Source organism: Blautia sp. BIOML-A1 (assembly GCF_009883055.1).
In the GTDB taxonomy this organism is placed as follows: Bacteria; Bacillota; Clostridia; order Lachnospirales; family Lachnospiraceae; genus Blautia_A.
In genome coordinates this window covers 1-12,961 of record NZ_WWVR01000013.1, presented here as the reverse complement: position 1 = coordinate 12,961, position 12,961 = coordinate 1, and the positions used below count along the sequence as shown (strand labels likewise).

The 12,961-nt window shown below is 40.6% G+C and carries 16 protein-coding genes; 13 read left to right on the top strand and 3 right to left on the bottom strand.

The window, feature by feature from the left end; translation table 11 throughout:
- The first annotated feature begins 6 nt into the window (after positions 1-6).
- From GT674_RS07900 to GT674_RS07890, 3 genes are read left to right on the top strand one after another with little or no spacing between them, the layout of a single operon-like run.
- The gene (locus GT674_RS07900) at positions 7-1,077 is read left to right on the top strand and encodes an ABC transporter permease subunit (protein WP_009265790.1); all 1,071 of its coding nucleotides are present in this window, start codon (positions 7-9) and stop codon (positions 1,075-1,077) included.
- Complete coding sequence (locus tag GT674_RS07895) at positions 1,074-1,730, top strand: hypothetical protein (RefSeq protein ID WP_008705633.1); 657 nt, start codon at positions 1,074-1,076, stop codon at positions 1,728-1,730. Before GT674_RS07900 ends, GT674_RS07895 begins: the two co-directional genes overlap by 4 nt.
- A gap of 3 nt (positions 1,731-1,733) precedes the next feature.
- The gene (locus GT674_RS07890; protein ID WP_005348496.1) at positions 1,734-2,606 is read left to right on the top strand and encodes an ATP-binding cassette domain-containing protein; all 873 of its coding nucleotides are present in this window, start codon (positions 1,734-1,736) and stop codon (positions 2,604-2,606) included.
- Positions 2,607-2,643: 37 nt separating this feature from the next.
- Here the strand turns inward: GT674_RS07890 and GT674_RS07885 are convergent, their stop codons facing one another.
- Positions 2,644-4,890: a tetratricopeptide repeat protein gene (locus GT674_RS07885; protein ID WP_161285204.1), complete on the bottom strand. Its 2,247-nt coding sequence runs from the start codon at positions 4,888-4,890 to the stop codon at positions 2,644-2,646.
- Positions 4,891-5,140: 250 nt separating this feature from the next.
- Here GT674_RS07885 and GT674_RS17635 point away from each other — a divergent pair, with 250 nt between their 5' ends.
- Entirely contained in the window at positions 5,141-5,275 is a 135-nt protein-coding gene (locus tag GT674_RS17635) for a hypothetical protein (RefSeq protein ID WP_014080775.1), read from the top strand.
- A 47-nt stretch (positions 5,276-5,322) separates the two neighbouring features.
- Here the strand turns inward: GT674_RS17635 and GT674_RS07880 are convergent, their stop codons facing one another.
- Together GT674_RS07880 and GT674_RS17385 are read right to left on the bottom strand one after the other, a co-directional pair.
- Entirely contained in the window at positions 5,323-5,931 is a 609-nt protein-coding gene (locus tag GT674_RS07880; protein ID WP_005348504.1) for a hypothetical protein, read from the bottom strand.
- On the bottom strand, positions 5,924-6,109 hold the full coding sequence (locus GT674_RS17385; RefSeq protein ID WP_014080774.1) for a hypothetical protein: 186 nt from the start codon (positions 6,107-6,109) through the stop codon (positions 5,924-5,926). Before GT674_RS17385 ends, GT674_RS07880 begins: the two co-directional genes overlap by 8 nt.
- Positions 6,110-6,446: 337 nt before the next feature.
- On the opposite strand from GT674_RS17385, the gene GT674_RS07870 reads away from it, so the two are divergent.
- From GT674_RS07870 to GT674_RS07840, 9 genes are all read left to right on the top strand, one after another.
- Entirely contained in the window at positions 6,447-8,201 is a 1,755-nt protein-coding gene (locus GT674_RS07870) for a recombinase family protein (RefSeq protein ID WP_243149078.1), read from the top strand.
- 260 nt (positions 8,202-8,461) lie between these two features.
- Positions 8,462-8,653: a DUF6440 family protein gene (locus GT674_RS07865; RefSeq protein ID WP_110102984.1), complete on the top strand. Its 192-nt coding sequence runs from the start codon at positions 8,462-8,464 to the stop codon at positions 8,651-8,653.
- Positions 8,654-8,717: 64 nt separating this feature from the next.
- Entirely contained in the window at positions 8,718-9,068 is a 351-nt protein-coding gene (locus tag GT674_RS07860) for a DUF2116 family Zn-ribbon domain-containing protein (protein ID WP_138343401.1), read from the top strand.
- 63 nt (positions 9,069-9,131) lie between these two features.
- Positions 9,132-9,323, top strand: a complete 192-nt coding sequence (locus GT674_RS07855) for a DUF6019 family protein (RefSeq protein ID WP_110102982.1) — start codon at positions 9,132-9,134, stop codon at positions 9,321-9,323.
- A 21-nt stretch (positions 9,324-9,344) separates the two neighbouring features.
- Positions 9,345-9,725 (top strand): DUF4825 domain-containing protein, encoded by a 381-nt coding sequence (locus GT674_RS07850; RefSeq protein WP_161285203.1) that lies wholly within the window; start codon positions 9,345-9,347, stop codon positions 9,723-9,725.
- Between the two features lie 146 nt (positions 9,726-9,871).
- A complete protein-coding gene (locus tag GT674_RS17775) occupies positions 9,872-10,471 on the top strand; it encodes a hypothetical protein (protein WP_330585501.1) in 600 nt (199 codons plus the stop codon).
- Complete coding sequence (locus tag GT674_RS17770) at positions 10,434-12,026, top strand: phage tail tape measure protein (protein ID WP_330585500.1); 1,593 nt, start codon at positions 10,434-10,436, stop codon at positions 12,024-12,026. Before GT674_RS17775 ends, GT674_RS17770 begins: the two co-directional genes overlap by 38 nt.
- A gap of 24 nt (positions 12,027-12,050) precedes the next feature.
- A complete protein-coding gene (locus GT674_RS17765) occupies positions 12,051-12,497 on the top strand; it encodes a hypothetical protein (RefSeq protein WP_330585499.1) in 447 nt (148 codons plus the stop codon).
- Between the two features lies 1 nt (position 12,498).
- Complete coding sequence (locus GT674_RS07840; protein ID WP_055052359.1) at positions 12,499-12,861, top strand: hypothetical protein; 363 nt, start codon at positions 12,499-12,501, stop codon at positions 12,859-12,861.
- The last annotated feature ends 100 nt before the right edge of the window (positions 12,862-12,961 follow it).

The following is a 12,961-nucleotide window of genomic DNA, read 5'->3' as shown; positions in this document are numbered from 1 at the left end:
GATACAATGAAAACAATCATAAAAAGAAGTATACTTGATTATTTAAAGAACCCTGTTTTGTGGATTGGCTTGATTATTATAGTTGCCAGTATGTATCAATGTCTGTCATCGTATTTGCAAATTCATTATATCAAACAGAATGAACAGATCACACAAAATGACGTAGCATTGGAAGATGCTGATGTCATGGATGGGTACATTCCCACATCTGATGATAAAGAAAGAAGAAGGGAGTGGGAAGATACGATCAAAGAGACGTTAATGGACACCTCCAAAAATGGTTTTGGATTTAGCAGGCAGGAAGCAGATCATGTAATGAAAGAAATTCAGAATATGGATGTAAAGACTGCTTCTGAGTTTTTGGAATCCCAATATGGCTATTATAATGCAATATATGCTTATGAGGACCTTGAAATTCATAAGGGGACAGCAGAAGAAATCAATCATTATATCGAGCGGAAATTATCCGAACATTCTTTTTCCTGGTACTTTGCCAAAAAATTTACGGATTTTGCAGGATTGCATATGGCCTTTTTTGCAACAGTCTTGCTATCATTTTTATTTATTCAGGATACACGAAAAAGTACCTATGAATTATTACATACAAAGCCTGTTACGGCAATCCAATATATATGTGGGAAAGTAATAAGCGGATTCATTAGTATGCTGGGAGTATTAGTGATTTTGAATGTTATATTCTTTATGCTGTGTTTGAAAACGTCTTTAGAATCGGGCTTTCCAGTAACACCAATTGATTTTTGCGTGAATTCTCTGATCTATATTGTTCCGAATCTTTTGATGATATGTTGTGTCTATACAATTACAGCATTAATATTTAAAAATCCGCTTCCGGCAGCACCAATCTTGTTTTTACACATTATATATTCAAATATGCTGACCATGAAGAATGATATTTATTATATGAGACCGTTCTCTATTATGGTGCGATTCCCTGGCAGATTTTTTGAAACACATGTAGCCAAAATGTCAAACATAAATCAGATTATTCTTGTAATTTCATCAGTTATATTAGTATGTATTTCTGTTACAATCTGGAAAAGGAGGAGGGTTCATTGAAAACGGAACTAAAAAACTGCCTGTCGTTATATAAGATTTTTTATTCATGTGCATTTATACTGATATTGTGTGCTATTCATCCGATTATATACTATGAAGAAATCGGTTCAGCGATTCAGTCGCCAATAGCATTTTTAACAATTATTTTTTGTAGTGACACATATTTGATGGAAGTAAAAAGTAAGCGTGCCGATGTATTTCATTTGTATGATCAAAAAAAGCAGTTAAAAGTAATATCGCAGAGAGTGGGCGTTCAAATATTATATTTATTAATACTTTCCTGTGTTGGATATGTTTTGTTTTTCTGGCAAAAACCGGGCAGTGTAAACGAAGGCATTTCGGGTATTCAGATATTTCTTTTATATTTCATTGCAATGTTTGGAACTATCTGGCTTTGGAGTATATGCTCTGTGATTTTGTGTACATTGCTTCGAAATATGTGGGCAGGTATTGGATGTTTATTTGGAATTGTCATTGGACTTATATCAAAAGCGGGAAGTTCATTTTTCGGAAATCTGGGATTGTTTTCTTTCAGCTTTTGTGAACCTACTCAATTAATGTCCGAGAGTTGGATTTATGGAACGCTTGTGTCTTTTATAGCGGGGCTGTTTTTATTTGCAGTATTACCAATGACTTTAAAGAAAAGAGGATAAATTATGAGTATTAGAATAAATGATTTAACAGTTAGATTTAAAAATGGTGTAGTTGCAGTAAATAAGGCATCTCTTGAAATACCTAAGGGAATTTACGGACTTTTGGGTGAGAATGGTGCCGGAAAAACCACTTTGATGAGGGTTCTTACAACTGTTTTAAAACAAACGGAAGGAATGGTTTCCCTTGATGGAATTCTGTATAACGAGGGAAATTATGAGAAAATACAGAAAAAGATTGGTTATCTTCCACAGGAAATCGACTTATATCCGAATCTTACGGTGAAAGAATGTCTTGTATATATGGGGGGACTGTCAGGAGTAGCCAGAAATGACCTCGAACAAAGAATTACCTATTATCTGGAAAAGACTTCTCTTACAGAGCATCAGAATAAAAAAATGCGGCAATTATCTGGTGGTATGAAGAGACGTGTCGGACTCATACAGGCACTTCTTAATAATCCGGATTTTTTGATTATTGATGAACCTACCACCGGGTTAGATCCGGAAGAAAGAATCAGGATCCGCAATCTTTTGGTTGATTTTTCAAAGGATAGAACTGTGCTGTTTTCCACTCATGTAGTAGAAGATTTAGCAGCAACCTGTACACAGCTTGCCATTATGAAAAAGGGAAGTTTTTTATATTCTGGAAGCGTGAGTGGGTTGCTGGAAAATGCAAAGGGCTGTGTTTGGAATTGTACGGTACAAAACGCAGAAGAAGCCCGTTTGTTAGAAGCCAATTATTCTATATCATCTAAGCAGTATGTAGAAAATGGAATTCATATGAAAGTATTAAGCAAAGGAAAGCCAAATGAGAATTGTGTCCTGGATAATGATATCACTTTGGAAGATGCATATATTTATTTGACGAATAGTTGAATATAACGGCGGGCAAGTTGCCCGCCGTAAATTATGCTTATTTTGTTAAAAGACCGGATAGATTTTTTCCAATGCAAAATCCAATCTGTGGATATAACTCCTGAATTTCCTGATATTTTGCTCCAATCATTTCTGGTTCATCAGCCCAGATCTTTTCATATATTTTGAAAGCTCTTTTAAAATGTGTTTTGGCTTGCGGAAGATTGGCAGTCATCAGATAAATGGTTCCAAGGGTTTCCTGTACTTTGGCATAATCCAGACAGTCATCGGAATGGTATTCCTTGATGATGCCGGATAATTTTTGCAATTCAGAGATGCCTCTTTCGGGTTCCTGCTGTTCTGTCAGGAACATTGCATAATTGGCAATCTGAGGTATGCTGTCATTTATATGAAGCAGGTTAAATTGGTCAAGCAGTGAGATACTTTTTTCCATGTGTTCTCTTGCAAGATCGGGATGACCGTTCATGCGGTAAAGTCCACCGAGATTGGCATGAAGGTTGGAAACAAGGCGAGCATTGTCAGCAGTGATAGTTTCTATCTGGGCAAGTGCATCCTTTTCCAGTTTTATTGCTTTTTCTGGCTTGATTTCAAGAGTAGCCTGAAAATCCAGTAACAATGCCCGGTCAGAATCGGTGCCAATGTCTTTACGCTTCAAAAAATTTTTCAATTCCTGAATGATTGCTTTCATACCTTTCTGGTAATTATAATTATCCATATATGGAAAAACATTTTCCAGAAAAAGTAGATATTTTGGTATATCATCTTTTTCAATCAATTCTATGATGTTTCCTGCTGTCTGAAACAGCTTCTTGTAATAATCGACTTCAATTCCATGCATTAAACATATTTTCTGTAAAGAATCCAGTAATATGTGACAGCTACTTACAGATGGTTTTGTCTCTGAAAGGGTGATTTCCTGAATCATCGGATGCAGAGAGATGGTGCGACGTGTTGTTGTCTGAACGAAACCAGTCTCAATTAAATCGTTGATTTCATTTAGTGTGGGCATTTCCAGCCATTTGGCAAATATACGGGCAGAAATACCGGTGGAAGGAAGAAAGCACATATTACACATGATATCCTGCTGTTCAAGAGATAAAGTGTATAAAGAAAACAGCGTATGGATATGACTGTAATAGGTGGCTTTGCTGCTTTGTCCATCTTTGATTATTTTAATTTTATCTTCGTTATGGAAAGATGCTTTTTCCACCTGAAGTCTTGTTAATAACTGGTCTGGAGTTGAGATTCCATTTTCCAGAAGTTTTGCTGCCAGTTCCACGGCAAAAGTATGAGAGTGAACAGTTTCGATGATCTTTTCAACTGTTGCCCGGTACGTGTCTGCCTCTGAATAAAATACTGATGCCAGCTGGAAGAGAGCGTTCATATCCTCTATTTCTTTTAATGGCAGAGTACAGTATTCATCCAGTTTGCTTCGGGTTGTAAACAAAATCTGGCAGCGATATTTTAATACTACTGACAGAAAGCTGTCCTGTGTCGCAGTGACATTAAAATTATCTATGATAAGCAGAGTATCAGATTTCAGGGAACGCAGAAAACGGTTATGTCTTTGAAACCGTTCCTGGTCAGTGCTTTCCGGCGGATCGTCAATAAAATCCATGTCAGTAATATCCTGATGAAGATTGCCGGTATATTCTATATAAAGTATATTGGTGTATTGCTTTATGTACCGCTTTGCGTAGGCTTTGGCAAGTTCACTTTTTCCGATTCCGGCGATTCCGCAAAGGAAAACATGACGGTTTTCCTCAAGCACGGTATATAATTCTTCCAGTTTTTTATCTCTTCCGATAAAATGACGGCATGGTTTCGGAACCTCACTGTCCATAATATAATCCAGCACAATGGGGGATAAAGCGCCTCCGGCGAGCAGCTTCTGATTTTTGGTATTACGTTTGATGAATTGGCGTTCCATGCCAAAAGAAATCAGTTTTGCAAGAAACAGCAGTCTTGAACTGGCTGGTTTATATAAGGGAGTCAGATTTTTCTTTTTTGCATCTGAGATGCTGTCATCCTGAATGAATAAAGTGTAAATATCTTGTATAGCCATATTACAGTCAGACATCAGTGGAAGAAGATTCTGGTGGATGGTATGGGCTAATTTTTCCTGATTGGATGGCTTGGAATAGTAAGCGGATATTTTAGGACTGATTTTAGCCTGACCAGTCATCCAGCGGCAAACCAGACCGTTGTCCATTGAAAAATCCTGATTTACCGGATCATCCATAAAATCTTCAAATAATTCGTATAAAAAATCAGGCTGACTCATTTGATTACTTTCGCTGATATGATTTTTTAAGCAAGTGCTAATAGAAGAAAAATCGCATCGATTCAATAGAAATTCCCCTTTCGTAGTTAAGATTAAGTATATCTATCATAACACGAACATATATTCGATTCAAGAAAATGCGGATATTTTTAAATTGATTGTGTCAATTTACAATCAATTTCTATTCAATGTGGTTTTCCGGCAGGTTCTGTAAAATAAGCTCAGATCAAAACAATAACGGGAGGAGCTTATGCAACAGAATATTGAATTTGAGCGGTGCATTGATTTTCTGGTACGGATGATTGATAAGTACGGCGCTGAAGTCCTCCGGGAGTTGGAGGAAAAAAAACAGAATAAGGAAGAAAAAGAAGCGGCAGTTTCCTGAAATACAAAATGTAAATCAGACTGTCGCTTTTTTCATGCATTTTTAAATCAAATAAATTTTAAAAGCTGATGCAGAGTGTGTGGCTCATTATTCTGAGAAGCGGTAATACGCGTATCAAATGGCTTGAAATGATTCTGCGTATAAAAGCTCAGAAGAAATTCATTATCTTCGCATTCAAGAAACTCCATAACGCCACCTACGGAATATTTGAGACTGGATATGGTTTCCAGTGCAAATCCCAGTAGAATATTTCCAGGAATTCGTTTTTCCTTTGGAAGAGAATAGTTCTTTCCCAACTGGGCGATCAAGTAAGCTGCGGTAGTATAGGATTGTGTTTCTTCATCCAAAATACTGACACGGGACAGTTTTTTTGCCATTGTCTTGCTGATATTTGAAGCACGGACAGAGATTGGTTTTATTGTAAGTGAAAAATAACCAACCAGTGAAGCATCTTCAGCATCAAATACCAGATAAGTGATAGATTGATCTTTTTTGGTAAACTCAATCGCATTATGTAATAAAAAGTATTCCACATCGGGATTTTTGGGACAAGAAAAATCGGAGAGTAAGTCGTAAAGACTTTCCTCTCCGATATATGTCGGTTCGTCTTTATCCAAATATGCCCGAATATTAACGGTAAAATATTTATCAGACATGTTTTTTCTTCCTTTTTGACATTAAAGCTAAGATTTCCTGTGGGTTCGTTAACTGACGTCCGGGAAGTGTCTGCTTTGGTGTGCGGTCACGGTCGGCTTCGTCAATTGCTGCGACAAAACGCTTTACGCTATTTGGATTGGATACGACAAAATTATGAGTAATACTTGAAGTAGCCATACTAACACCTCCTCTTTTTTGGCTTTTTTGTGTATTTATAGTATATGCAATGTGTGATAAAAACACAATATCAAAAACAGAAATTATTTCTAAATAATTTTCAAGCCGGACATTTATTAGACGCTTCCGGTAAGCGAACAATATTTTCGAGCCAATCATTTATAAGTCGCCAATGGTGGGCGGGCAATATTTTGATAACAGAAATGCTCTGTATCTAACTTAATTATACGATTGGCGAAGAAATGCGTCAATACGGAAAATAAGTATTGAAAATAGTTGGAACAAGTACTAAAATAAGGTTGGGACAATGAAACAGAGTTATACTGCGAGGAAGATTATGAAGAATAAAAAGATTAAATGCGATATATATACCAGAGTATCCACAACCATGCAGGTAGATGGCTACAGTCTGGATGCTCAGAAAGAAAAACTCAAGAGATATGCGGAATTTCAGAATATGGAAATCGTAAATGAGTATTCAGATGAAGGTAAGTCTGGAAAGAGCGTAGAGGGCAGACCGGAATTTCAGAGAATGTTGGATAATATTGAGAATGGAACAGATGAGGTACAGTTTGTACTGGTGTTCAAGCTTTCCAGATTCGGTCGTAATGCGGCAGATGTTTTAAATTCTTTGCAGAGGATGCAGGATTTTGGAGTGAATCTGATCTGTGTTGAAGATGGAATTGACAGCTCAAAAGATAGTGGAAAGCTGATGATTTCTGTTCTGTCTGCGGTGGCAGAGATTGAACGAGAGAATATCCTTGTTCAGACAATGGAGGGACGTAAGCAGAAAGCCAGGGAAGGAAAATGGAACGGTGGATTTGCTCCATATGGCTATGAATTGGTAAATGGAGAATTGCAGATTGCAGAGGACGAAGCAGAGATTATTCGTCTGATCTATGACAAATTTATTCATACCAATATGGGAATCTCTGCGATTGCCGCATGGCTGAACCAGCATGGATATAAAAAGAAAAAACGACAGAATAATACACTGGACGCATTTGCCTCTTCGTTTATAAAAGGCGTTCTGGATAATCCGGTATACTGTGGAAAGTTGGCTTATGGACGAAGGAAGAACGAGAAAGTTTCAGGAACAAGAAATGAATATCGCATTGTAAAACAGGAAAATTATATGCTGCATGATGGTATCCACGAAGGAATTATTTCAGAAACAGATTGGGAGCTGGCACATCAAAAACGGGAAAAAACAGGTGTGAAATATGAAAAGACGCATAGTCTGGATCATGAGCATATTTTATCCGGAATATTGAGATGTCCGTTATGTGGAAGCGGTATGTATGGAAACGTAAACCGAAAGAAAAAGAAAGACGGAACCTTATATAAGGATTATTTCTATTATGCCTGCAAACATCGTCGCCTGGTAGATGGTCATAAATGTGGATATCGTAAACAATGGAGTGAGGAGAAGATTAACAATGCAGTGGAAGAAGTTATTCGGAAGCTGGTGAAGAATCCTAAATTTGAAGAAGCAATTCTGAATAAAATCGGTTCAAGAATTGATACAGAAGAAATAGAAAAAGAGATTGAAGGATTGGAAAAGCAGCACAGGCAGCTGATCGGAGCAAAAGCAAGACTTGGACAGCAGATGGACAATCTGGATATCATGGATAAATTTTATGAGAAGAAATATCAGGATATGGAGACAAGGTTATACCGTTTGTATGATGAGATTGAAGGCGTGGAGAACAGTATAGAAGAAGTCAAGAACCGCCTGCTGAATATCCGGCAACAGAAAATATCAGAAGAAAATGTCTATCAATTCCTTTTATATTTTGATAAACTATATGATAAGTTCACCGACCTGGAGAAGAAAGAATTTCTTAACAGCTTTGTAGAACAGGTGGACATTTACGAGCAGGAGCAGCCAGATGGCAGATTCCTGAAGCACATAAAGTTCCGTTTTCCTGTGTATTTCGGAGACAGGGAGACACAGGAACTTTGTTGGGACAACGAAAGTACCGTCGAGACTGTGTGCCTTTTGGGCAAACGAAAACCAGATGCCAAGGTAAAAATAGGCATTGATATGGATGATTATTACCATATCAGGGAGAATGCTGAAAGCAAATAAACCTTTACAAAACCGAATAATACACTGAATTAAAGTAGGATAGAAGCTGTTGATGCGTTAGAAGATAACGTGTCAGCGGCTTTTTCTTTTTATCTGAAAATCTATTAGTCAAATCTGAAAGGAGTCAATTCTATGGAAAACAGGTTGCCACACAGGAGGATTTTGACAGGTTCTGATCTGATGAAATGTGGTGACAGGATGATTCAGAAAGGGTATAATGGGTTTATCAAAATTTAACGCTTGAGAAAAGAGGAGTAAACATGGCAAAGAAAGAAGAAAGATTTGAAGTTATATTTAAAGACGGAAGTATGCTTAAAGATGAAGGAATTCGTCAAATTCTTGTAGATAAGGAGACTGGGGTTAACTACCTTTGTTGGAACTCCGGACTTGGAGCCAGTATTACACCTCTTCTGGATTCTGAAGGAAAAGTCATAGTTACAAAGCAAATTTAAGTTTGGAGAATTGAGAAAATCGTGAGCTGTTGAATGAATTTTTGAGGATTACCGAGGAAACAGTATGAAAAAATGTAAATATTGTGGAAAAAAATTAAATGACAATTTTGAGTTTTGTAACAGCAAATGTGAAAATTGTTATGAAAAGATGGTGGATAAAGACAGCCATAAAATCAAGTATTTTATATTAGGCATTATTTTGGGCTTCTTAGTTATGTTTTATGGCATTATTTCTAACAATAATGTCTTTATAATAGGAATTGGAATTATAGTAATGGGTATAGATGTTGTTTTATTGCCATTTACAACTCCCGAAACAATAAATTTTCTAGGATATAAAAAGTCGAAATTTGCAGGAAGAATATCAGGTATATTGCTTATAGTAGTTGGAGTATGGATGTGGTTTATTCAATGATAAATCCCAGCCTGCAAAGTTGAAAATAAATTGAAAGTCACGAAATCGGAGGAGTTAATGATTATGTGGAATGAATTAGGCATAAGTGGAGGAACCGCAATTGTTATTTTGATCGCACTGTATTTCGTTATCAAATGGGCAGTGAAAAATGGTATCAAAGAAGCCTACAGCGCCATCACTGGAAAGAAAACTGATGAAGATGTCAGAAACGAAAAAGAACTGAAAGAACTCGGATTTGAGTTAGAAGATAAATAAAAGTTTTCAGGTGGTGTTTCTATGAAGAAAAAAGTACTTGCAATTATGTTAGTTACGGTATCAATAATGTTGATTTCGGAGTGCGGGAAAAAAGAAAAACTGTACGAAATTCCTGATCTGTCGCAGTATAAGACAGATTATGTAGGAGATTCTTCGAATGTTATAAATATTGTAAGTAGTCAAGAGTATCCAGAGGGATATTCATATGACAGTATAGAGATACAGTCTGAAACAGAGCCTTATGGATTAAGCGTTTTTCTAAAAGATGAGCCGTCTGCATCCAGGATTGAAGATGAATTGCAGGTTAATGCAGATATGACATTTAACTTGATTGGTAATTTGGGAACACTTGATTATAGAATTGCAGACAGCAAAGAAATCATTGCATCGTATGAACGGTAGAGAGATTGTTCTACAACTTTCAGTTCTATTGATTTAATAAAAGAAGATATGGAAAGCATTTGTCAGGAATGGCAGATGCTTTTTTGTGCCCGGAGTGATCTGGGTATTTTTGTGCCTTTTTTTATGGGATTTAGGGGGTGAGCCGTATGGCAGGGAACAGAATTAAAGGGATCACTGTCGAGATTGGCGGCGATACCACGAAAGTGCAGACTGCCCTGAAAGGGATTAATACGGAGATCAGGAATACGCAGAGCCAGCTGAAAGACGTGGAGAAGCTTCTGAAGCTGGATCCGGGGAATACGGAGCTGATCGCGCAGAAGCACAGACTGCTGGCACAGGCGGTTTCTGAAACAAGGGAAAAGCTGGAGACTTTGAAGACTGCACAGCAGCAGGCGGATGAGGCATTGCGGAAAGGAACGATTTCCCAGGACCAGTATGATGCCCTGCAGAGGGAGATTATTGAGACGGAACAGAGACTGCGGAGTCTGGAAGAGCAGGCGAACCAGTCTGCGACTGCCCTGCAGAAAATCGGGGCAACCGGTGAAAAGCTGCAGACGGTTGGAAACAAGATTTCTTCTGTTGGGCAGAAGCTGCTTCCTGTGACGGGAGTGGTGACAGGGCTTGGAACGGCGGCGGTGAAAACTGCCGCTGATTTTGACTCTGCGATGAGTAAGGTGGCGGCTGTGTCCGGGGCAACGGGATCGGATTTTGACAGCCTCCGGGGAAGATCTGGCAACGACTTCTGATATTGTGACGGACGCGCTGACGGCTTTTGGGCTGACTGCAGCGGATTCGGGACATTTTGTGGATGTGCTGGCGGCTGCCGGGGCGTTGGTATTCTCGGTTGAGGATACGGCAGAAGCTATCGGTCTGATGGGGAATGCCGGTATCAAGGCTTCCCAGGCGGGTACTTCCATGCGTTCCATCATGACCAACCTGACCGGGGATGTGAAGCTGTCGGGTGCGGCGATCGGGGATGTGACCATTGCCACGACCAATGCGGACGGTTCCATGCGGAGCCTGTCTGCAATTTTGGCTGACTGCAGGGGAGCTTTTGCAGGAATGACGGAAGCCGAGAAGGCAAATAATGCGGAGGCTCTGGTTGGAAAGAATGCAATGTCAGGGTTCCTTGCGCTGATGAATGCGGCTCCGGAGGATATTGAAAAGGTGTCCGGGGCAGTGAATAACTGTAAGGATGCGGCAAAGAACATGGCGGATACCATGCAGGATAATCTGGAAGGACAGCTGACTATTCTGAAGTCACAGCTTCAGGAGCTGGCGATCTCTTTCGGGGATCTGCTGATGCCTGCGGTGCGGAGTATTGTTTCCGGACTGCAGGGGATGGTGGATGTGCTGAATGCCATGACGGACGGGGTGAAACGTGTGATCATGATCGTTGCACTTCTGGCTGCGGCTCTGGGACCTGTGCTGATCATCATAGGCAAGACCCTTTCGGCCATTGGAACGATTATGACATGTGCACCGAAGCTTGCCGGTGCGATCAGTGCGGTGAAGGGTGCTTTTGCGGCGCTGAGTGCCACGATGATGGCAAATCCGATCGCCATTGTGATCGCTGCCATTGCAGCTTTAGTGGCGGCTTTTATTTATCTCTGGAATACGAATGAAGAGTTCCGGCAGTTCTGGATCAGGCTGTGGAATGAGATTAAGGAAGCCGCTGTCCAGGTATGGACGGCGGTTTCCCAGTTTCTGGTTTCTGCATGGAACGGGATCCGGAATACGGCGGTGGCTGTATGGAATGGCATCAGGGATTTCTTTTCCGGTCTGTGGGCTGGGATTAAGACACTGTTCACAACGGTTGTCACTGCAATTTCTACTTTCCTTGTGGGAGCGTGGAATGGGATCAGGGCAACGGTTATGGCTGTATGGAATGCGATTTCTGCATTTCTGGGTTCTGTCTGGAATGGGATTAAGTCTGTCATTACGAATGTGGTGAACGGGATCCGGACATTTTTGCAGAGTGCCTGGAACGGAATCAAAACAACTATCACTACGGTGATGAATGCGATCCGGACGGTGATCTCTACGGTCTGGAATGGTATCCGGACAATTATTTCTACCGTGCTGAATGGAATCAGGGGTACTGTCAATTCCGTGTGGAATGGGATCCGGAATACGATTTCTTCTGTGGTAAACGGGATTAAGAATACAGTTTCCAGTGCTTTTAATGCCATGTGGTCCGGGATCCGGAGCACGATTTCCGGAATTTATAATACGATCAGGGACGGACTGGGTAATGCGGTGAATTATATTACAAGCCTTGCATCTGCCGGATGGCGGTAGGGCGCGGATATCATCAATGGCATTGTGAATGGAATCCGGAGCTGTATTGGTGCAGTTGCCAATGCAGTGACGGATGTAGCCAATACAATCCGTTCCCATCTGCATTTCTCTGTTCCGGATGAAGGACCTCTGACGGATTTTGAAAGCTGGATGCCGGACTTTATGAGTGGTCTGGCTGAGGGCATTGAGAAGAGCAGGGGAATGGTAAAGGCGGCTGTGAACAGTGTGGCTGCGGATATGGTGGTTTCGCCGCAGATGGCTGTGGCAGATGGCGGTGTGATGACCGGTACAGGACCGTCCGGCGGTGTGGATCTGACAGCCGGTATTGTGGCGGCGCTGAAAGATGTGCTGGGTGATCAGAAAGGACAGCAGGGGGATCTGGTGATTCCGGTTTATCTGGGGAACCAGCTGCTGGATGAGGTGATCGTGACAGCACAGCAGAGAATGAGTCTGAGGAGCGGAGGTAGATAGGATGGCTTTTTTTCAGTATCTTGTGTTTGACGGGGAGAACCTGCCGCTTCCGGATTCTTATGAGGTGGAACTGGAGGATGTGGAAGCGGATTCCGGCGGTGAGACGGAGGCTGGGACGACACAGAGGGATGTGGTGCGGCATGGTGTTGCGCGGATCCCGGTGTCGTTTTCTGTTACGGCGAAGTGGTTGAAGAAGCTGGCGGGGTATGCGAAGAAGGATAAGATCAGCGTGCAGTATTTTGATGTGGAGACAGCGGAGCTGAAACTGGCTGAGATGTATGTGACGGGGTATAAGGCGAAGCTGAAAAAGGATACCAGTTATAAAGGGCTTTGGACGGTGAGTTTTACGTTGAAGGAGATGTAGGGAGATGGTATAATGGGAGCATCAAATTCTTTAGGTTACAATCGCTGATGGTGTAAACGAAAAAGCAGTTTTGACATTGCAGAGAACTGCCCCTTCGTTT

What these genes read in the sequence shown, in the direction of transcription:
- GT674_RS17385 (WP_014080774.1), bottom strand. Translation starts at nt 6,109, where the DNA reads ATGGCTACTTCAAGTATTACTCATAATTTTGTCGTATCCAATCCAAAT.
- GT674_RS17635 (WP_014080775.1), top strand. Translation starts at nt 5,141, where the DNA reads ATGCAACAGAATATTGAATTTGAGCGGTGCATTGATTTTCTGGTACGG.
- GT674_RS07865 (WP_110102984.1), top strand. Translation starts at nt 8,462, where the DNA reads ATGGCAAAGAAAGAAGAAAGATTTGAAGTTATATTTAAAGACGGAAGT.
- GT674_RS07900 (WP_009265790.1), top strand. Translation starts at nt 7, where the DNA reads ATGAAAACAATCATAAAAAGAAGTATACTTGATTATTTAAAGAACCCT.
- GT674_RS07855 (WP_110102982.1), top strand. Translation starts at nt 9,132, where the DNA reads ATGTGGAATGAATTAGGCATAAGTGGAGGAACCGCAATTGTTATTTTG.
- GT674_RS07885 (WP_161285204.1), bottom strand. Translation starts at nt 4,890, where the DNA reads ATGAGTCAGCCTGATTTTTTATACGAATTATTTGAAGATTTTATGGAT.
- GT674_RS07850 (WP_161285203.1), top strand. Translation starts at nt 9,345, where the DNA reads ATGAAGAAAAAAGTACTTGCAATTATGTTAGTTACGGTATCAATAATG.
- GT674_RS07880 (WP_005348504.1), bottom strand. Translation starts at nt 5,931, where the DNA reads ATGTCTGATAAATATTTTACCGTTAATATTCGGGCATATTTGGATAAA.
- GT674_RS17775 (WP_330585501.1), top strand. Translation starts at nt 9,872, where the DNA reads ATGGCAGGGAACAGAATTAAAGGGATCACTGTCGAGATTGGCGGCGAT.
- GT674_RS07890 (WP_005348496.1), top strand. Translation starts at nt 1,734, where the DNA reads ATGAGTATTAGAATAAATGATTTAACAGTTAGATTTAAAAATGGTGTA.
- GT674_RS07840 (WP_055052359.1), top strand. Translation starts at nt 12,499, where the DNA reads ATGGCTTTTTTTCAGTATCTTGTGTTTGACGGGGAGAACCTGCCGCTT.
- GT674_RS07870 (WP_243149078.1), top strand. Translation starts at nt 6,447, where the DNA reads ATGAAGAATAAAAAGATTAAATGCGATATATATACCAGAGTATCCACA.
- GT674_RS07860 (WP_138343401.1), top strand. Translation starts at nt 8,718, where the DNA reads ATGAAAAAATGTAAATATTGTGGAAAAAAATTAAATGACAATTTTGAG.